This is a genomic window from Shewanella maritima (genome assembly GCF_004295345.1).
Lineage (GTDB): Bacteria > Pseudomonadota > Gammaproteobacteria > Enterobacterales > Shewanellaceae > Shewanella > Shewanella maritima.
Genome location: NZ_CP036200.1, coordinates 2852668 through 2872807, shown reverse-complemented (window position 1 = coordinate 2872807; position 20140 = coordinate 2852668). Strand labels below are relative to the sequence as shown.

Here is a 20140-nt window from a genome sequence, read left to right as displayed (position 1 = left end):
AAGTGAACGAACGTGATCTGCCACAAAAAAACCGCCAACTGGCGGTTTTTATAATTATCTCAGCGAGTTATTGCTGAGCTTACCAATGCAATTAAGCGTAAGAATGAGCACCGTGCTGATGGTCAGTTACGTCGCGCACGCCAGTTAGCTCATTCGGAAAGCGTTCTAGTAACTGCTTTTCAATACCATCTTTTAGAGTGATATCAACTTGTGAGCAACCATTACAGCCACCACCAAATTGCAGCACTGCAGTGCCTTCATCAATTTCAACCAGCATGATGTTACCACCATGGCTAGCTAGCTGAGGGTTAATCTCAGACTGAATAATGTACTCAATACGCTCAGCAAGTGGTGCATCGTCAGCCACTTTACGCATTTTGGCGTTTGGCGCTTTAAGCGTTAACTGCGAACCCAGTTGGTCGGTAACGAAATCAATTGATGCTTCTTCCAAAAATGGCGCGCTTTTTTCATCAACCATAGCGCTGAAACCATTAAATGGTAATTCAGTATCGTCAGCTTCAACGGCATCAGGTGGACAGTAAGAAACGCCGCACTCTGCTTGAGCTGTACCTGGACTAATCACAAACACACGAATGTGCGTACCTTCTGGTTGATCTGCCAGTAGCTTAACAAAATGAGCTTGAGCGGCTTCGGTAATGCTGATCATAAAACGTGCTCCGTCAGGGGATACCTGAGTGAATTAGTAAGAATTAGGCTAATGATACTCCTAGTTGCCATGGCTTTGTAGCCCTTAACCCAACTTGGCGATGAAAATATAGCCCATATCGCATTTCTTAATGGTAGTTTCAGGTTAATAGCAGTATGGTTATGCTCATAATTAATAACAAATATCTCAGTGATGGGCAGGTAATGAGCATTAATCTTAAGCAATTAGCAAACCAGTGTATTTCTCATGTTTTTCGCTCATTTTTTGTCGTAACTCTACTTTTTGGCGTCTCAGCTGTCCAAGCCAATAGCGATACACGCATTAATCAGTTGTTAGCCAACTCGGCAATTGATCAAACGATCACTACGCCTGAACAACACTTAGGCTACCCTTTAGGTGAGTGGCATCTACGCCACGACCAAATCAATCAATACCTGCGTAAACTTGATGCACAAAGTGAGCGTACATCATTAGACTCAGCCGGCTTCAGCGCCGAGCGCCGAGAGCAGCTGTCTCTGGTGATCACCAGTAAATCTAATCAACAAAACCTAGCGCAGATACTGACTCAACGCGCCAAAGTAAAACAAGGCGACGAAAGTCAGGCACCACTGGTGATTTGGCTTGCCTACTCTATTCACGGTGATGAACCTAGCGGAGCCCACGCGGCAATGGCTATCAGCCACTACCTAACGGCAAGTAACGATGCCTGGGTAAAACAATTATTAGAGCAAGCTATCGTTCTTATCACGCCAGTACAAAATCCAGATGGATTCGATCGTTTCTCGACCTGGGCTAACAATCATCGTGGACAAACTCTGGTAAGCGATCCACAGCATAGAGAGCACAAACAAAATTGGCCTAGTGGCCGTGGCAACCATTACTGGGCTGACATGAACCGTGACTGGCTTTTCTTACGCCATGACTCAAGTCAGGGGCGAGTAGCATTTTTCCATAAATGGCAGCCACATCTCGTAGGTGATTTTCACGAGATGGGACACAATCGCTCTTACTTCTTCCAACCAGGGGTGCCAACTCGCGTGCACCCATTAACCCAGGATAAAAATCAACAACTGACCAACGAGCTAGCTAACTTCCACCGTAAAGCACTCGATGAAGTCAAGCAGGTGTACTTTTCTAAACAAAGATTTGATGACTTCTTTTACGGCAAAGGCTCAACCTACCCAGACATTAATGGCGCCATTGGTGTACTGTTCGAGCAAGCTAGCGCTAGAGGGCAGCAGCAACATACAGATTCGGGCTTGCTTACCTTTAGTCATGCCATCGACAATCAATTCACTACCTCAATCTCTAGCTTAAAAGGTGCAATGGCACTAAAAACAAAGCTAGTGGATTACCAAAGAGATTTTTATCAAGGTAAGCAAACTAAAACTGCCAGCAAACCTAAAGGCCGCTTAGTATCAACTAAAGGTGACTCGCTGCGACTTATTGAGCTTGCAAGCTTGCTCGAGCAGCATCAAATTCAATTCCACTATTTAAAGCAAACTCAGCAGCATGCTCAGCATCAATACTTGCCACAAGACAGCCTGTTCATTCCTGTTAAGCAACCACAATCTGATTTAGTAAAAGCCTTATTTGATAAGCGTACTGAATTTGAAGATGCTACCTTCTACGATGTATCGAGCTGGGATATGAGCGCGGCCTTTGATCTAGCTAGCGTAACCAATGTTGCCATTAGCCAAAAACAATTGACCGATACGCTCGCGCCATGGAGCAGTGCTACTGAGCCATGGCGCGAAAGTACTGTTGCCCTACTCATTGACTGGCAACAGACAGGAGCCGCGATGCTAGTTAGCCAACTGCATAAGGCAAAGATAAAAGTGAAGTTCGCCAGTCAGCCCTTTGCCATCAACACTGCAGCAGGCGAGCGCAGCTTTGGTGCAGGAACATTGCAAATACCGGTGAAGCAACCTGAGTTAACATCACAAGTACTACTAGAGACGGTAGCCAAGCTGGTCGATAAGCAGCGACTTGAAGTGGTGGCTGTCACTACAGCGATGGCGAACACCAATATGGATTTAGGCAGCGATGACTTTAAATACATCGCCGAAGTAAAACCACTATTAATCACAGGTCGCAGCGTCAGCTCAACTGAATCGGGTGAGATTTGGTATTACATGGACAAAACGCTCGGACAACCACTGTCGATGATCAATGCAGATCGCCTGCTTGAAAGCGACTTAAGCCGTTACAGCCACATCTATATCGCTGACGGTAGCCTAAATCACTTTGGTGACCAAGCCGCCAGCAAATTGGAGCGCTTTGTCAAAGACGGCGGTGTGATTGTGGCGCAAAAGCGCGCCTTAAGATGGCTTGATGCCCATAACCTATTAGATGCTAAACCCCAATCTACTGGTTTTTATCGCAAACTTTTTGATACCGAAGGTCTTAACTTCAATCAGCGCAGCGAGCTGCGCGCCAAGCAATCTATTGGCGGCGCAATTGTGTCACTGGATCTTGATTTATCACACCCAATAAACTTTGGTTTAAGCTCGCCATTGTCGGTGTTAAAGAATCGCCCAATGGCATTTAGCACAGTCACGACACCTTTTACTCTTGCCGCGAGTTATAGCGATAATGTGTTGAAGAGTGGCTATATGGCGAAAGAATACCAGGGCGCGTTTTCGAATCAGGGTGCCATTGTGGTTGAGCGTAAAGGTAAAGGTGCAGTAGTTGCGTTAAGTGACAACCTGGTATTTCGTAATATTTGGCTCGGCAGCGAGAAGATTTACGCAAACGCGCTGTACTTTATGCCAGGTGGCTTACGTTAGCTTAAAATCCGCTTGCTAAATCGGTTACTAAAATCAGCCTTTTTAAAACTTGAGCAAGGGCGCTTCAGCCCTTGCTAGACACCAAGCCTGACAATAAATACCTTTGGTATAGAGTAAATCTGCAATCGCCTCTACTGTGCTCCCAGTCGTTACCACATCATCAATAATCGCCACTCGCTGCATCGATAACTCGCCAACAACTTGATAGGCTTTTGCGTTCAATTGCCGGCGCTGCTTACCGTCTAGCTGAGCTTGTGGCGGTGTATCGAGCACCTTAATAACGCAATCGTCTATTACTGGAATTGACAACCTAGCACCAAGTTTTTCGGCAATCATATGTGCCTGATTAAAACCTCGGTGGCGCTGACGATTTTGATGCAGTGGTACCGGGATCAGTACTTGTGGTAGTTTGATCAGATCACAACTCAGCAAATATTCAACTCTTGCAGCTAACAGCTCAACTAAAGCATCGAGTGCGGCAAAGTTTTGTTGATACTTTATCGCGGTAATAAGCGGCGCAATACCATCATGGTAACTACAAGGCGCAACAACCGGAATCGGCATGGTTCGCTGGCACTTACCACAATAATCAGCGGTCGTTGTGAGCTCGTAACCACAACCTAAACATGCATCATACTGATAGCGACAAGCGCTGAGGCATTCATGGCAAATCCCGCTGGCAAACTTGTATGATTGTGACGGGTGAAAATGCGAGGAGTCTAAGTGCACTTGGCGAGAATGGGGTTGATGCAGATGATGCGCTGAACTGACAGATTCAATCTGCTGCTGGCACAGCATGCAGCGGTTGGGTAAACTAACGCGAAGCCAATAACTGAGTTGGCGCCAACCTTTGGTTAATCCCTTAGTCACTCTGTTGGCAAATATCTTGGCAATAGTGCGGCTTTCTTCCGATACATGCGAGTCCATACATTAGCCCTTAACCTTATCTCTTCCTTGAAATACGAGCGTTATTTTATGCCAACACAGTCTCAGCAACACTCTGCTTTAACCCCACAACTTGCAATTGAAAGCATAGGTTCGGGAAAAGATGTGATATTACTGCACGGTTGGGGCGTAAACAGCGCGGTATTCAACCGCCTTGCAAAAGCCTTAACGCAATTAAACTATAGAGTACATTTGGTCGATTTGCCTGGTTTTGGTGACAGCCAATTCGAAGGTCAAGAGTTTAATCAACAAAGTTTCGCCGCTTGGGCACAAACCTTAGTCAATCAATTACCACAAAATGCGATTTGGGTAGGCTGGTCATTAGGTGGTTTACTGGCAAGCCATATTGCAATTAACCATCCAGATTCAGTTAGCGCACTAGTGACTGTGGCTTCATCACCTTGCTTTATGGCGCGTGAGCAACAAGATGAGCGAAGCTGGCCTGGCATACAGGCGAAAGTGTTAAAGCAATTCTCTCACTCACTACAACAAGACCTAGCCAAAACGGTAGAGCAGTTCCTGGCAATTCAGGCCATGGGCAGCCCTCATGCAAAGGCTGACATCAAGCAACTAAAGCAACTGGTTTTAGCCAAGCCTTTACCTAACCCACAAGCTTTGAGCATAGGGCTGACGTTTTTAGCTGAGGTGGACTTACGCGCGCAGCTTGAGCGAATTGATCAGCCATGGCTGCGACTGTGGGGAAAATTAGATGGTTTAGTGCCTTTTAAAATGGTGCCTATGCTAACAACGCGTCCTAACATCAAAGATATTAGCTTTGCTAAAGCCTCCCATGCGCCGTTTATTTCTCATGCCGAAGAGTTTGAATCTGAGCTAGCTAATTGGCTACAAACACAAACTTAACTGGCTACAAACACAAAGTTAACTGGCTACAAACGCGCAGCTATTCTGTAGTATCCAAGCAAATATTTGGTTATAATTTAAGCGAAGTACAAGTTTGAATTAAGTTAGCTTTGGCTGAGTGAGCAAACATTTATGCTGATTAATACCAATTATCCTCAGGTGCCAATCGCAACCAGCAATGTTGCGACAGACCTTGCACGCACGGATAATCAGCAAAGACCACCAATCATTCCTCCCCAAGAACCGACCAAAGGCCACGAAGAGCGCGCTTTTAACCCGCAACATGAACGAGCTCCAGCCCACAGCATCGCTGAGAAACAACAACAGCAATCAGCCAAACAGCAGTCGCAAGAGCAAGGGGCGCAGCAACAAGCGGCCAAACACAACCCATTAGTGGCGAAAGCGCAAGCGCAAGCGCAGGCCAGAGCTCTAAAAGCCAACCGTAATGCACCAGCACTGCAGCGAAAAGATATTTTTGTCGCAAATCAAAACCCGCAATCACAGCAAAAAGCGCCTGCGCAGCGGCAATTGAACAGCCAAAACTTGCGCGGGCAATCTCCGCAGGTGATTAAGCAGCTAGCGCAGCACGTGCAGAGCTTTTATCAGCAGCAAACTGTTACCAGCTTGCCTGCCAACATTAGCGCGACAATTTAGGGCGCACTTGTTTAACCCTCTTGTCTAACCTGAGCTTATTTAGCTAACACCTGACTGCTTTCGCTTAATTCAGATGTCGAATCCTGGGATTTATACAGATAATTGTTATAGGCATGACTGCCCCAAAGAATCCATGCCAATGCTCTTTCAGCTTGTTGCTCATCCACAGGTAAACTCGTTAGCTGTTCAGTGTCTCTTTCATAAGTATAGGTTTCTGCCGGGCCCTGAGGTTGCAACATAGTCACCTGATTACCTTCCATCAAGCCAAAGTTTTGCCCGTACTGCATCAAGGCTCTACCAGGCCAATCTTGCGGCTGTTTGGTTAAATCACGCCCCAGCATTGGATAATTGCCAGATGCACCGATAAGCGATAGCAATGTAGGCCCCATATCAATTTGACTCACAACGCGTTCATCAAGTTTGGGCTCAACGCCGCCACCAATAATTAGCCCCGGAATACGAAAACGCGGAATGGGCACTAAATTATTACCACCAACTCGGTTATCGTGATCGGCAACTATCACAAATACAGTGTCCTTCCAATAATCGGCTTGCTTAGCTTTTTTGAAAAACTCACCCACAGCATAGTCTGCATATTTCACCGCATTTTTGACCGTAAACGCTGGCTCTTCATAAGGTTCAATACGCCCCTCAGGATAGTCATATGGCTCATGATTGGTTGAGGTAAACACTAAGCTAAAGAAAGGCTGACCTTGCTGATGCTTCTGCTCAAATTCTTCATGAGCTCTAAACAGTAAATCTTCATCTGACACGCCCCATGAGGCGACATAGGCTGGGTTTGGATAATCATCTTGATCAACAATCTCGGTAAAGCCGTTACCCAAAAAGAAACTGCGCATGTTATCGAAATGGCTTTCACCGCCATAAATGAATTGGGTCGAATAACCTTTGTCAGCTAGAAACTCTGCCAAGCTGAAAAAGCCAGTTTGACTCTTACCTAACTTCACTACCGCAGCCGCAGGTGTCGGCGTAAAGCCTGTGACAACGGCCTCAATACCGCGCACACTGCGAGTACCTGTGGCGTAGAGGTTATCGAAAAACCAACCCTCTTTAGATAATTCATCGATATTCGGCGTTAGTGGTAAGCCGCCCAAACTACCAACATATTGCGCGCCCATACTCTCTTGCAGAATAATCACTAAATTCTTTGGTTTACCCTGATAGCTTGCCTCATTATATGTCAGTGTAGGAATAGACTCAGAAACAAACGCACTTGCTGGGCGGCCGCTTTCTTGGCGCACAATATCAATAATGTCTTGAGTCGGCATACTTGAATAAACATTGCTGGCATCTTTTTCACCACTCATTTGCTTAATCGCGAAGAATAGTGAGTAATTTGAATTGACCACTAAAGAGTTAACTAACGGATCGCTAGAAAATGACACCAGTGCGGGGTTAAGCGGTCTGTGGCCTAAAGTCGAGCGCGCACCAAGCAGGGACACTGCAATGACTAAAATAGCGAGAACTGGTCGCCAGTGCCATTTAGGGAACGAGAGTTTGCTGGTAAATTTTCCAGACAAGTGCCAACCAGCCCAAAGAGTAAGCACCGTTATCACCCCGGATAAAATCATCTCCAGCTTGCGACTCGTCCACAGCATAGAGAACACTTCTTTTGGATAAATTAGGTATTCCACGTACAAGCGGTTAGGTCTAAACCCATACTCTTCTAGAAACGACGGTGTCGACGCTTCAAGAAACACCACTAACCACAAAAGTGCCACTAACCAAATTCTTAAAACCCAGTTCCATACTCGGCCTACTAGATGATCGCCAGAGAATAAAGCTGTACCTAAAGCTGCAATACCAAAAGCCCAGCAAAGTGATGCAAAATCGACCCTTAGACCTTGGGTGAACAAATGCAGCCAACCATCAGCTTCGCTTATACGATCGGCATACAAAAACGCTAAACCTAAACGGCTCACGGTCATGACAGCTAGAGCGATAATGGCAAAATAGAAAATAACGGCAAATGGGTTGCGTGAAGGACTATCACCAAAGGTGACAGTGCTGGGTTTATTACCAAGCAGCATAAGATCTCCAAGACAGAGTAAAAGTACAGCAAACTATCGTTTTTATTATGCTGAGACCAATTAGCTGCTATTCATTATTTATATATGAGCACTTATGAGCAGCCAGGTATGGTTTCAGCTGTTAGGTGTAATCACTGTTTCGCAGCTAACATCTTGCAGCGTAAACTTGAAACAAGGCAGTTACAATACTGCACCTACAACATAATGATTACAATTCGGTTAAGATACAGTTACAACATTAAGAATTCAATCAATGCATCTAAACTGAAATTTTATTGTGTGAACTCAGGTCTAGTTTTGCAGGTAAGCAAATTTATGAGGCAACAATGAACAAACTACTAATCGGATTTATCGCACTATTATTAATGGGCTGTACCAGTTTGGCTAAGGAGCCTGTTTATAACGACGAAGGTGTAGCGGTAAATGGCTATGATGTTGTCGCGTATTTCACTCAAGATAAAGCAGTGAAAGGCTCCAGCGATTTTGCCAGCAGTTATAATGGCAATCAGTGGTATTTCGCCTCTGCACAGCACAAAGCCTTATTTGATAAAACGCCAGAAAAGTATGCGCCGCAGTATGGTGGCTACTGCGCTTATGCGATGAGTAGTGGTTTTGTTGTCAGTACAGATCCTGAAGCATTCACTGTATTTCAAGACAAGTTGTACCTGAACTACAGCCTCAGCGTGCGTGAGAACTGGTTAAAGAATAAAGTGCAGTTTATTGAAGAAGCTGACGGCCACTGGCAGGAAAAGCTCAGCAAGTAAGAGATTACATACTTCTCAGTCAAACACATCAACAACTAAAGCAAGTGTCATAGCCAATGCGCAGAGCTATAGGACTAACGCTGAGCCTAGAAACACTGAGCATAGAAACACAGCTCCTAAAAACAAAAATGGCCGCTAATTTAATTAGCGGCCATTTTATTGTACTGATTGCATAAGCAATCTAGCTTGTTACTTCGCCAGATTTTACTTCTTTGGGCTTTTTACTTCTTCAGCTTAGCAAACGCATCAGCAAAGGCATTGCCCATGGCTGCGTTGGCTGGGGCTTTTTGCGCCTTATAGTTAGACTTCTTACCATGAGCTTTATGCTGAGGTTTGCTCTTATTGGCACCAGTTTTCGCCCCAGGTTTTGCGGCAGATTTGGCAGCGCTAGCTTTATCATCTAAGCGCATACTTAGACCAACACGCTTACGCTCAATGTCCACTTCCATCACTTTCACTTTCACCACATCACCCGCTTTCACTATGGTGTGTGGGTCACTTACAAACTTGTCAGTTAGCGATGAAATATGCACTAAACCATCTTGATGCACGCCGACATCGACAAAAGCACCAAAGTTAGTCACATTGGTAACCACGCCTTCTAAAATCATATCGAGTTTTAGGTCAGCTAGAGTTTCAACGCCTTCTTTAAACGCAGCAGTTTTAAACTCACCACGCGGGTCGCGCCCAGGCTTATCTAGCTCGGCTAAGATGTCACTAATAGTCGGCAAACCAAACTGCTCGGTTACATACGCTTTAGCATCAATGGCGCTTAAGGTTTGGCTGTCACCAATCAATTTGGCCAATGGCAGCTGTTTATCCGCAGCAATCGACTCGACTACACTGTAAGCTTCAGGGTGTACAGCAGAGGCATCAAGCGGGTTTTGCGCATTTGGGATACGCAAGAAGCCAGCGGCTTGCTCATAAGCTTTAGGGCCTAAGCGGGTCACTTTTAGCAGTTGCTTGCGCTCGCTAAAGCGGCCATTTTGGTCACGGTAATCTACAATGTTTTTCGCCAGTGTCTTATTAAGGCCTGCCACTTGTGCAAGTAGTGGTGCTGACGCCATGTTTACATCTACGCCTACGCGGTTAACACAATCTTCAACCACACCTTCAAGTGACTGGGATAACTGACTTTGGCTAACATCGTGCTGATACTGCCCCACACCGATTGACTTAGGCTCAATTTTAACCAACTCAGCAAGCGGGTCTTGCAAACGGCGGGCAATAGATACCGCGCCGCGAATAGAGACATCTAAATCTGGGAACTCATTGGCGGCAAATTCTGATGCTGAGTACACAGATGCGCCCGCCTCGCTTACCATCACCTTGTTTAATTGGGGCTGCTTGTCTTTGACCATCGCCATTAGCTCACTAGCTAATTTATCTGTCTCACGCGAGCCAGTACCATTACCCACAGCAATTAAATCAACCTTATGCATGCCGACTAAATTAGCTAAGGTACGCAGTGATTTGTCCCATTGATTTTGCGGTGCATGAGGGAAAATAGTCGTGTGAGCCACTAGCTTGCCTGTGGTGTCGACAATCGCCACTTTCACGCCAGTACGCAACCCTGGGTCTAAGCCCATGGTCGCTTTGGCGCCTGCAGGTGCGGCCATCAACAGGTCATTAAGGTTGCGGGCAAATACGTTAATCGCTTCAGCTTCTGCTTGCTCGCGCATTTTGCTAACAAACTCAGTTTCCATCTGCAGCGCAATCTTAATGCGCCAGGTGCCATTAACCACTTGTTTTAGCCACTGATCAACACTGGAGTCAGTAAACTTAAGATTAAAGTGTTCAGCAATAATTACTTCGCAGTAGCTGCCCTCACCTTCATAGTTAGGATCGGCATTCAGAGACAAACTTAACACGCCTTCATTGCGGCCACGCAACATCGCCAGCGCACGGTGAGATGGCACCTTAGTAATGGCTTCGTCGTGCTCAAAGTAATCGCGGAATTTAGCGCCTTCTTTGTCTTTGCCTTTCACCATGCGGCTTTTAAGCTGAGCTTGAGAGTTTAGATGCTTACGGATTTTGGCAATAAGCTCCGCATCTTCTGCGTAGCGTTCCATCAAAATAAAACGTGCACCGTCTTTTACTGCCTGCACATCTGCAAAGCCTGCTTGCTCATTGAGATAGTTTACTGCTACTGCATCAATATCTGCACTGCGATCTTGCAGCAGATCATCAACCAAAGGCTCAATGCCCGCTTCTATCGCAATTTGCCCTTTAGTGCGGCGCTTTGGCTTATATGGCAGGTATAAATCTTCTAATCGGGTTTTACTATCTGCGCTTAAAATGGCTTGCTTTAACTCTGGGGCTAGCTTTCCTTGCGCCTCAATGCTCGACAAAATCACCTGACGACGATCTTCCATGTCACGTAAATAGGTCAGGCGTGAATCTAATTGACGCAGTTGCGTATCATCCAAGCCGCCAGTTGCTTCTTTACGATAACGCGCCACAAACGGCACGGTTGCGCCATCATCCAAGAGGGCGATTGCAGACTCAACTTGCTGCTGACGAACTTGCAACTCAGTTGCAATTAGGTGCGAGATAGATTGCATATATAAAAAGAATGTCTCGTGAAATAGTGGCGTAAAAGATAGCACAGACAAAGCTAATAAATTAACCCGCCTCTATAGCCAAACCTGCGCTTTTTAGTAAAAAGAGTGACCTAGAGTTACATCAGTTTAATTTGGCGCACTTGGCAAGCGACAAGGTTTAAGCTTTAACTCAGCTTTTGGGTATAAAGTAGCCGATAGCTTAGGTGATAACTTTAGTAACAACTCGCAGATACAGCTCAATAGTTTGGGCAGTTAATGACAGTTCTTAGCTGTAATAGTCAGTTAACTAGCCAGCATGTAGAAGCCAAATGAAAACTAATTACAAATAACAACCACTCTCATTAAAACCAGTTGTAGTAAGGGTTTAAGCGTAATTTTAATGCGCACGCATGAAGGTATTGTTCGACATATAGACAAGCAGCCAGCCAACTAGATCACAATTTTGAAAGTTAATAACCAGCATCAAAAATACCTCTTTATAGCTAGAGATACATTCCTTAACATTTGCCTCACCCAACAGTTACATGCATTAAATAACACAAATAAAAATTCGCACACAAGCTACTGAATATATTAATTAAAACTTAAAAACGCCTACCTTTACAATTTCAATATCGACCATTCCAAAATGTGGTTTATATCACTTTTTGGATATTATTCTGCGCAAGCAAACAAAAAAGGTCGCCCATATTGTAACAATCCAGGTTTTTAGCATTTATCTCTTAATATATAGCCATTACAAAGTACACGCTTTTCGTATTGCTATAGACCTATAGGCAAATGCACCATGAAATCAATCGTTAAATCACTCGCAGTTACTGCGCTACTTGGCCTTGCCCTGGTTAGCAGTGCCCACGCAACACCGTGGAAAAATCTAGATGCTGAACAGTTAGAGGCCACTTTGGTTAAAAAGTTCAGCGAAGGTAAATATTCCTCTAAAGGGGCAGACTCCTGCCTCATGTGTCACAAGAAAAACGACACAGTGACCGCCATCTTTGATGGTGTCCACGGCCAAATCAATAACAGCAAATCGCCTATGGCGGGGTTGCAGTGTGAAGCCTGCCACGGCCCACAAGGTAAGCATAATCGTGGCGGTAAAGAGCCGATGATTAGCTTTGGTAAAGACAGCAAGCTGAGCGCCAGTGCACAAAACAGCGTATGTCAGGGCTGTCACAACGACCCGAAACAAATGGCTTGGCATACCAGTACCCACAATCTTGAAGAGATTGCCTGTGCTGATTGCCATGTGGTTCATGCTGCCAACGACCCTGCGCTAGATAAACTCAGCGTCAATGACACCTGCACCTCATGTCACACCAAAGAAAAAGCCGACATGAACAAACGCTCATCACACCCAATGAAGTGGGACCAGATGACCTGTGTTGATTGTCATGCTCCGCACGGCTCAATGAACGAAAGCGCCTTGATGCAACCAACGGTTAATGACACCTGTTACAGCTGTCACGCTGAAAAACGTGGCCCATTCCTATGGGAGCATGCGCCAGTGACTGAAAACTGCGTCTCATGTCATAACCCACACGGCAGCGTCAACGACAACATGCTTGATAACCGTGCACCTCAGTTATGTCAGCAATGTCACGCGCCAGACGGTCACGCTTCTCGCGTGGTACCTGAGCCAGGTATGGATGCATTTGGCGGCGCTAAGAGCTGCTTGAACTGCCACAGCCAAATCCATGGCTCTAACCACCCATCTGGCAGCCTGCTGCAACGCTAATGGAGAGCAAGAGAATGTCATTTAAATTAAACATGATTACCTTAGCCATGACCTTTGCAGCCACCCCTGCAATGGCCGCTAACTTTGCGGTGGGTAATGCCAATACTGACGCGGTGAACTTTGGCAAATATGAGTGTAAGCGTTGCACTCAGGCCCAAGGTTACACAGGTGAAGTGAGTGTGCACGCAGGTTACAACAATGTGGATGATATCCATGCGGGTAATGCCCTCGGCACAGCAGAAGATGGCGCCATTGGCGCAGTTAGCGGTGATGTGCGTTACCAAAACGATGAAGGCTACCAAGCTAAGCTGCAAGCCCATCAGTTAGGTATGGATAACGGCTTTGCCCGCTTTAGCGCCGGTAAGTCGGGTGTGTACAGCGTCAATCTTGACTACGACAGCATCAAAACCTATCAAGCTGGTAATGTTGAAAGCCCATTTTGGCACAACAACGGTATGCTGACGCCATCAGATACGATGCGTGTCTTTGACCTCGCCAAACAGCGCGAGAAAATCGGCCTAGGTGTAGAGTTAAAACAAGACCTGTTTGATGCCTATATCGGTTACAGCCAGGAAGATAAAACCGGTCACCAATCAAGCTCACTGGTTGCCCCTAACCCAATCAACTTTGGCTTGCCGATTGATGCGCGCACTAAGCAATTAGATGCTGGCATTAACGTCTCGGGCGATAACTGGTTAACGGAGCTGGCTTATCAAGGCAGCTACTATGAGAACAAAATGAACCACATCAGCTTGCCACACCTTTACGATGTGCAAGCCGCAACCCCTGACAATCAAGCCCATCAGGTGTCACTGTCGGGTCAGTACCAGCTTAACCGCACCGTCATGAGTGGCCGTGTCGCCACGGGGCGCATGATTCAAGATGAAGACTTAGTGAATGTCTCTGGTAGCCCACTACAAAGCTGGGATGGCCAGGTTGATACCCTTGATGGCCGCTTTGCTATCAGCTCGATGCTCACTAATCGTCTGCGCCTTGGGGCAAGCTTTGCCTACAGCGACCGTGACAACCAAAGCTCAACCGCTGAGTTTACCCAGTACAACTACAACAGTGTGACGGGCACCTTTAGGCAGAATAAGCCACAAGACATTACCCGTCATACCTACAAGTTAAACGCTAGCTACCGCATTGCTAGCGGCTACCGTTTGCAAGCCGGTTACGACCGTAAAGAAGTCGAGCGCACCTTTAGCGACCGTGAGCAAACCCATGACGACAGTCTATGGATGAAGCTGAACGTTCGTGCCTTTGACAAGTTCAATGTCAGCATCAAAGGTGAGCACGCTAACCGCAGCGGCAGTGAGTATGAGGCAAGCAAAGACACCTCATCTGAAAATAATGCCCTGCTACGCAAATACTACCTTGCTGACCGCAAACGCAATGCAGTCGAGTTAACCATTAATCACACGCCTAACAACTGGATAAGTGTCGACTTAACCACCCGTTATGCCAATGACGATTACCACAACACCCAAATCGGCTTAACTGAAGCGCAAGACTATGGCTATGACCTCAACGTCAATCTGCAATTCAGTAAGAACCTAAGCGGTTACGGTTTTGGTGGCCAGCAGTGGATTAACTCAAACCAGGCCGGTAGCCAAAGCTATGGCAGTGCCGACTGGCAAGCAGATGTAGAAGACCAATTTATCAACCTGGGTGCTGGACTTAACTATGCCGGCCTTATGCAGGACAAGCTCAGCCTAGGTATCGACTATCTGTTTAGTAATTCGATAAGTGACACTTATCCAACAACCACAGATGGCCAAAGCCTCTACTACGGCGACTACTACTCGTATAACCACAGCGCGACAGCCTATGCCAATTACGCCATCAGTGATGAGATGGCGCTAAAACTGAGCTACCGCTATGAACGCTATTTCGATACCGACCCAGCCAATGTAGAGATCAATGGTATTCCGGGGATGATCACCCTAGGCGATATCAACCACAACTATAACGCTCACCAAGTGATGCTGTCGTTTACCTACAAGTTGCGTTAACGCACTTCGGTAACGATTTGAGAGGATAAAAAATGGAACGTAGAAGCTTTTTAAAAGCCAGTGCAGCACTGGGTTGTGCTGCAACCGTAACTGGTTGTAAAACCAGTTCTGATGACCCAAACGTTAACCCACCGCAACCACCGGTAAAAGAAGACCTAACCTGGTCAGCTTGCTTGGTTAACTGTGGCTCTAACTGTCCAGTTCGCGTGTATAGCCGTGATGGTGTTATCACACGTGTTGAAACTGATCATGAAGTTGAAGATGAATACGGCATGCATCAGGTACGTGCATGTGCTCGTGGTCGCTCGTTGCGTCAGCGCACTTATGCACCAGATCGCTTAAAAAGCCCAATGAAACGAGTGGGTAAGCGCGGTGAAGGTAAGTTTGTACCTATTACATGGGACGAAGCTGCAAGCACAATTGCTGGCAAAATGAAGTCAATCATTGACACCCACGGCAACAAGGCGCTTTTCCGCAGCTATGGTTCTGGTGCTTACTACGGTTTTGCATCAAATGCTTGTTTCAACCGTTTATTCAACCTCGTTGGTGGCTGTCTGCAATACTACGGTAACTACTCTTGGGCACAGCAGCAAGAAGCTGCTAAGCACATGTACGGTAGCAGCTCAACCAAAGGCTCATCGACTGTTACACTAGACAGCAGTGACTACCTACTTGGTTTTGCATACAACCCAAGTGAGATCCGCCAATCTGGTTCAGGTGAAGGTTACGACTACCTGCAAGCACTGCAACGTAGCAATGGTTTGAAAGTGACCCTAATCGACCCTCGTTACACTGACTCTATGTTAGGTAAAGAGTCTGACTGGTTACCTATCCGCCCTGGTACTGACGCGGCATTAGCTGAAGCAATTGCTTACCAAATGATCAGCTCAGGTTGGGTTGACGCTAACTCACTCGACTTTATCAACAAGTTCTCAGTTGGTTACGACGCAGCTTCTATCCAGGCTCAAAAAGACCTATTCGCAGCTAGCAGTGATGCGAAAGAGCAAGAATACGCTCAGCACATGGACCCTGCGCAAAACTACCATGACTACATCTTGGGCCTTAATGCATTTGCCGACCAGGGTGCGCGCACACCGGATTGGGCAGCGAAGATCACTGGTATTTCTGCAACTAAAATCAAACAGATTGCAGACGACCTAATGGGTTCACAAGCACCTTACATCATTGCTGGTGCTGGTGTTAACCGTCAGGCAAACGGTGAGCAAACTGTACGCGCAATCTACATGCTAAGCGTACTTGCCGGTAAGATTGGTGTTGATGGTTCATCAAATGGTGAGCTTCCGAAAATGACCAGCATGTACCGCGCCGGTATTCCTTCTGGTTCAAACCCAGTTAAAGAGCGCATTTCATTCTTTACCTGGAGTGAAGCAATCCACAACGGCGAGAACATGACTGCTCGTACCCACGGTATTACAGGTACTGATGACCTAGACACGCCACTTGGTACTAACATCAAGATGATCATCTCAGCTTCTGATAGCTCACTATTGAACCAACACGCTGAAATCAATCACACAGCCAACATTCTGGCTGATGAAAGCGGCGTTGAGCTAATCGTATCTTGTGATTGCTGGATGACTCCAGGCGCCAAGTTTGCCGACATCATCATTCCAGATACCACATGGTTAGAGTCGAACGATCTCGTCAACGACTCATACGCTTCAGGTTCACTAGACTACATCACTGCCATGAGCGCAGCGGTAGAGCCTATTTGGGACTGTAAGTCGATGTACGAAGTTGCAGCGCTTATTGCTGAAAAAATGGGCGTAGGTAACGAGTTTACTGAAGGTCGCACTGAAGAAGAATGGTTAGAGCACCTATACCAACAGACTCGCGATAGCGCATCAAATGCCGGTGTTGAACCAGCATTCCCAGCAACTTATAAAGAAGCACAAGAAATTGGTTTCTTCCGCCGCAACAAGCATGAGCGCTTTGTTGCTATGGACAGCTACGTTAACCAAGGTCAAGCGTTATCTACTCCATCAGGCAAGATTGAGATCTACTCAGCTGAGCTTGCATGGCGCGCGGCTAACTGGACGCAAAACAAGTGGAAAGGTGACACCATCACAGCTATCCCTCAGTACACAGTGACTTGGGATGGTTATGAAGACGAAGACACCAAAGATGCATACCCACTGCAGTTAGCGGGTTACCACACTAAAGGCCGTACTCACTCAAGCTACCACAATGTACCTTGGCTGCGTGAAGCGGTTGAAGATGCGGTTTGGATGAACCCAATGGACGCACAACAATACGGCGTAACTTCAGGTAGCAAGGTTGAGATGTACAACGACCGTGGCTCAATTGAAGTTGTGGTTCGTGTAACACCACGCGTTGCGCCTGGCATTGTTGCCCTAGGTCAAGGTGCTTGGTACCAAGCTGATGAAAACGGCAGAAAAGGCACGACAGGCAAGGTAATCGACGTGGGAGGCGCTATCAACTCGCTAACTCGCTATGCCCCTAGCCCTGTGGCGAAAGGTAACCCACAGCACACTAACCGTGTTCAAATTCGCGCAATCGTTTAATGGAGTCCACTATGAGCGAAAATAAACAATACTGTTTCTATGTTGACACCACTAAATGTACTGGTTGCAAAGCGTGTCACGTATCTTGTAAAGATCGCCAAGGCGACATCGTTCGCAAAGGCAACAACCCAAAAGAGCAAGGCGTTCCTGCACTTAATGGCGTTAACTGGCGTCGTGTGTACGAATATGGCGGCGGTGTTTGGAGCGTAGACCCAAATACTGGTACGTTTGAGCAAGACGTATTTACCCACTACACCTCAATTGGTTGTAACCACTGTAGCGAGCCTGTGTGTGTCAAAGCATGCCCTACAGGCGCAATGCACAAACGTCGCGAAGATGGCCTAGTGCACGTAGCCACTGAGTTATGTGTAGGCTGTAGCAGCTGCGCTAAAGCGTGCCCATACGATGCGCCACAGCTCGATACTGAGCGCAAGGTAATGACCAAGTGTGACGGTTGTTTTGACCGTCTACAAGAAGGCAAGCAGCCTATCTGTGTTGAATCTTGCCCAATGCGCGCTATCGACTTTGGTACTCGCGAAGAGCTTGAAGCAAAATACGGAGTCGGTGACAACCACGCTGCGCCGCTTCCGCCAGAGAGCATCACATCACCGAACCTGATTGTGAAAGCAAATAAAAACTCTGGACGCCAAGGCCAAGTACTAAACTTCGCTGAAGTGTAAAGCAACTATGGCGCCTCGCCTGAGGCGCCACGTTTTTAAAGGTGCATCATGAGCAACCAACAAACCTTACTCGAACTCCAAGCAATCTCCCGTTTACTGCATAACCTGCTAATCGACTACCCAACTCAAGAAAGTATTGAGTATTTAATCGAACATCAAATCGCCCAGCAATGGCCTGATTTAACGAGCAACCAGCACAACAAAACCGGAAAACTATTGCTAGAAGCATACTTGGCAAGTTGGACGCCTGAGCAACTTAACCAAACTAAGCTCGACTATGGTCAGTTGTATTTTGGGCCTGGTGAACCTAAAGCCATGCCATGGGGCTCAGTGTATTTAGGTGAGCAAGGTATTTTAAACGACGACTCCACCATTAAGCTGATGGATTTTTACAAGCAGCAAGGCGTGAGTTTCGAGTTGAAGCACCAGCAACCTGTTGATCATATCGCATTATTCTATGCCGTGATTGATCAACTACTTGAGGTGTTATTGACGCCACAGACACAAAGCGGCAGTGAAAATGACAGCGAAAACGACAGTCATGCAGCTGAGCGCACCTTGTGCATTTTACTGCAACAGCATCTGCTTACCTGGTCGGGTCGTTGCCACGAGCTTGCCCAGCAACATGCGCAAACCGACTTTTATCGCGCCATCGCTATGTTAGCTACAGACTTTGAACAAGTGCTAGCAAGCGCCCTAAACGTGGTGCCTGTTAGCCAACGTCTATTTCGCTAACCTATAATTACCAGCATCCAGTTATGAGTCTAATTCAGTCCACTAAGCAGCAATAGAAATGTAGACTTTTCTTACAGTTGCAATGTTTTATCCATCGCGATACTGAATTAGCTCAGCAAGTCAAATATGGGGAGTTATTAGCCCTAAATCGATGCGTTAAATTTATCTTTATACAACCAGCAGTTCATTTAAATGAGAATTATTGCTGTTCTTTATAATATTCACTTGGCGATTGGCCTGATATCTGGCTAAATATTTTACTTATTCTGCCTTGGTCGGTATATCCACAATCACAAGCAGTGGCTTTAACATTGCCGTCATTGATCACTAACAACCTTCTCGCCCGCTTATACTTAACATGATTAATCAGCGTTTTCAGAGAAATACCCATCTCTTCACAATATTTTGTCAATGTTCGCTTTGACATACTTAAAATAAAAGATAAAGAAGTCACATTTAATTCAGATACAGGAATCATATTACACGCGGCAATAATTAAGTCATAATCCGACATAATTCTATTTAAAAATAATGGATTAATCATTTTACCTGCAGACTCTTTAGCCACAACCAACTCAAACCTGCCATTATCAAAATTACAATAAGGCAACAAATTATACTGACTGTAACTAGCTATATCCTTAGCAAACTTTATTTCTACTTCATCATAACTAACATCAATCCTAGCTAGCAAAGCAGCAAAGAAATGATACAAAACCAACTCTTCGTAAACCGATCCATATGCAGGATTAACAATAAACCTAAGCTGATTTTCATCTTCTTGCAGACGCCAATCTAGGTTAGTTCTCACCCCACCATGTTAATAAAGAAGTCATAAATTTGATTCGCTATCGACTTATCACACGACTGCGACAATATAGGCTCCATATGAATTAGCCACTGACCAGCTGAATAACAAAACAGCTGTTCAATAAATAACGCATCTACATCTTCATGTTGAGATAAATACTCTAACAACCTAATTGGCGAACTTGCATTTGTTAAATCAAAATCAAGCAAACCTTTAAAAACGGCATATTCATCAGGCACAGAAATACCTTTAGCCTGACAAAAATCCAACATACTTTTTGTTGTTAGTGCTGGCCTAACCTGAAACTTAATCATATTTCTCCT

General features: G+C 45.9%; 15 protein-coding genes. 9 read left to right on the top strand and 6 right to left on the bottom strand.

The features are described 5' to 3' along the window. Positions 1–91: 91 nt before the first annotated feature. A complete protein-coding gene (gene nfuA, locus EXU30_RS12320) occupies positions 92–667 on the bottom strand; it encodes a Fe-S biogenesis protein NfuA (protein ID WP_130600461.1) in 576 nt (191 codons plus the stop codon). Between the two features lie 203 nt (positions 668–870). Between nfuA and EXU30_RS12315 the strand changes: the two genes are divergently transcribed. After that, positions 871–3456: a M14 family zinc carboxypeptidase gene (locus EXU30_RS12315; RefSeq protein ID WP_165399011.1), complete on the top strand. Its 2586-nt coding sequence runs from the start codon at positions 871–873 to the stop codon at positions 3454–3456. Positions 3457–3498: 42 nt separating this feature from the next. On the opposite strand, the gene EXU30_RS12310 is transcribed toward EXU30_RS12315, so the two are convergent. Beyond that, entirely contained in the window at positions 3499–4383 is an 885-nt protein-coding gene (locus EXU30_RS12310; RefSeq protein ID WP_242620200.1) for a ComF family protein, read from the bottom strand. A gap of 48 nt (positions 4384–4431) precedes the next feature. On the opposite strand from EXU30_RS12310, the gene bioH reads away from it, so the two are divergent. Both bioH and EXU30_RS12300 read left to right on the top strand, forming a co-directional pair. Further along, positions 4432–5262 carry a pimeloyl-ACP methyl ester esterase BioH gene (gene bioH, locus EXU30_RS12305; RefSeq protein WP_130600457.1) on the top strand — a complete coding sequence of 277 codons (831 nt, stop codon included), beginning with the start codon at positions 4432–4434 and terminating at the stop codon, positions 5260–5262. Positions 5263–5394: 132 nt separating this feature from the next. Then, positions 5395–5916 carry a hypothetical protein gene (locus EXU30_RS12300; protein WP_130600455.1) on the top strand — a complete coding sequence of 174 codons (522 nt, stop codon included), beginning with the start codon at positions 5395–5397 and terminating at the stop codon, positions 5914–5916. A gap of 35 nt (positions 5917–5951) precedes the next feature. On the opposite strand, the gene EXU30_RS12295 is transcribed toward EXU30_RS12300, so the two are convergent. Then, entirely contained in the window at positions 5952–7967 is a 2016-nt protein-coding gene (locus tag EXU30_RS12295) for an LTA synthase family protein (RefSeq protein ID WP_130600453.1), read from the bottom strand. Between the two features lie 326 nt (positions 7968–8293). On the opposite strand from EXU30_RS12295, the gene EXU30_RS12290 reads away from it, so the two are divergent. Beyond that, positions 8294–8731 carry a YHS domain-containing (seleno)protein gene (locus EXU30_RS12290; RefSeq protein WP_130600451.1) on the top strand — a complete coding sequence of 146 codons (438 nt, stop codon included), beginning with the start codon at positions 8294–8296 and terminating at the stop codon, positions 8729–8731. A 221-nt stretch (positions 8732–8952) separates the two neighbouring features. On the opposite strand, the gene EXU30_RS12285 is transcribed toward EXU30_RS12290, so the two are convergent. Next, on the bottom strand, positions 8953–11295 hold the full coding sequence (locus EXU30_RS12285; RefSeq protein ID WP_130600449.1) for a Tex family protein: 2343 nt from the start codon (positions 11293–11295) through the stop codon (positions 8953–8955). Positions 11296–12082: 787 nt separating this feature from the next. On the opposite strand from EXU30_RS12285, the gene EXU30_RS12280 reads away from it, so the two are divergent. The 5 genes from EXU30_RS12280 to EXU30_RS12260 are packed head-to-tail and all read left to right on the top strand — an operon-like array spanning position 12083 to position 19006. Continuing rightward, entirely contained in the window at positions 12083–13030 is a 948-nt protein-coding gene (locus EXU30_RS12280; protein ID WP_130600447.1) for a DmsE family decaheme c-type cytochrome, read from the top strand. A 14-nt stretch (positions 13031–13044) separates the two neighbouring features. Then, positions 13045–15045, top strand: a complete 2001-nt coding sequence (locus tag EXU30_RS12275; RefSeq protein ID WP_130600445.1) for an MtrB/PioB family decaheme-associated outer membrane protein — start codon at positions 13045–13047, stop codon at positions 15043–15045. Positions 15046–15077: 32 nt separating this feature from the next. After that, entirely contained in the window at positions 15078–17591 is a 2514-nt protein-coding gene (locus EXU30_RS12270) for a DMSO/selenate family reductase complex A subunit (RefSeq protein ID WP_130600443.1), read from the top strand. An 11-nt stretch (positions 17592–17602) separates the two neighbouring features. Continuing rightward, the gene (locus tag EXU30_RS12265) at positions 17603–18271 is read left to right on the top strand and encodes a DMSO/selenate family reductase complex B subunit (protein ID WP_130600441.1); all 669 of its coding nucleotides are present in this window, start codon (positions 17603–17605) and stop codon (positions 18269–18271) included. A gap of 48 nt (positions 18272–18319) precedes the next feature. After that, positions 18320–19006 carry a TorD/DmsD family molecular chaperone gene (locus EXU30_RS12260; protein WP_130600439.1) on the top strand — a complete coding sequence of 229 codons (687 nt, stop codon included), beginning with the start codon at positions 18320–18322 and terminating at the stop codon, positions 19004–19006. Between the two features lie 199 nt (positions 19007–19205). Here the strand turns inward: EXU30_RS12260 and EXU30_RS12255 are convergent, their stop codons facing one another. Next, positions 19206–19817, bottom strand: coding sequence for a helix-turn-helix transcriptional regulator (locus tag EXU30_RS12255; RefSeq protein WP_130600437.1), 612 nt, complete (start codon positions 19815–19817; stop codon positions 19206–19208). Beyond that, on the bottom strand, positions 19814–20131 hold the full coding sequence (locus EXU30_RS12250) for a hypothetical protein (protein WP_130600435.1): 318 nt from the start codon (positions 20129–20131) through the stop codon (positions 19814–19816). The genes EXU30_RS12255 and EXU30_RS12250 overlap by 4 nt, the downstream gene beginning before the upstream one ends. Between the last annotated feature and the right edge of the window lie 9 nt (positions 20132–20140).

Bases quoted from the DNA above. Each gene is read 5' to 3' on its own strand.
- nfuA (WP_130600461.1), bottom strand. From the start codon at position 667: ATGATCAGCATTACCGAAGCCGCTCAAGCTCATTTTGTTAAGCTACTG.
- EXU30_RS12315 (WP_165399011.1), top strand. From the start codon at position 871: ATGAGCATTAATCTTAAGCAATTAGCAAACCAGTGTATTTCTCATGTT.
- EXU30_RS12310 (WP_242620200.1), bottom strand. From the start codon at position 4,383: ATGGACTCGCATGTATCGGAAGAAAGCCGCACTATTGCCAAGATATTT.
- bioH (WP_130600457.1), top strand. From the start codon at position 4,432: ATGCCAACACAGTCTCAGCAACACTCTGCTTTAACCCCACAACTTGCA.
- EXU30_RS12300 (WP_130600455.1), top strand. From the start codon at position 5,395: ATGCTGATTAATACCAATTATCCTCAGGTGCCAATCGCAACCAGCAAT.
- EXU30_RS12295 (WP_130600453.1), bottom strand. From the start codon at position 7,967: ATGCTGCTTGGTAATAAACCCAGCACTGTCACCTTTGGTGATAGTCCT.
- EXU30_RS12290 (WP_130600451.1), top strand. From the start codon at position 8,294: ATGAACAAACTACTAATCGGATTTATCGCACTATTATTAATGGGCTGT.
- EXU30_RS12285 (WP_130600449.1), bottom strand. From the start codon at position 11,295: ATGCAATCTATCTCGCACCTAATTGCAACTGAGTTGCAAGTTCGTCAG.
- EXU30_RS12280 (WP_130600447.1), top strand. From the start codon at position 12,083: ATGAAATCAATCGTTAAATCACTCGCAGTTACTGCGCTACTTGGCCTT.
- EXU30_RS12275 (WP_130600445.1), top strand. From the start codon at position 13,045: ATGTCATTTAAATTAAACATGATTACCTTAGCCATGACCTTTGCAGCC.
- EXU30_RS12270 (WP_130600443.1), top strand. From the start codon at position 15,078: ATGGAACGTAGAAGCTTTTTAAAAGCCAGTGCAGCACTGGGTTGTGCT.
- EXU30_RS12265 (WP_130600441.1), top strand. From the start codon at position 17,603: ATGAGCGAAAATAAACAATACTGTTTCTATGTTGACACCACTAAATGT.
- EXU30_RS12260 (WP_130600439.1), top strand. From the start codon at position 18,320: ATGAGCAACCAACAAACCTTACTCGAACTCCAAGCAATCTCCCGTTTA.
- EXU30_RS12250 (WP_130600435.1), bottom strand. From the start codon at position 20,131: ATGATTAAGTTTCAGGTTAGGCCAGCACTAACAACAAAAAGTATGTTG.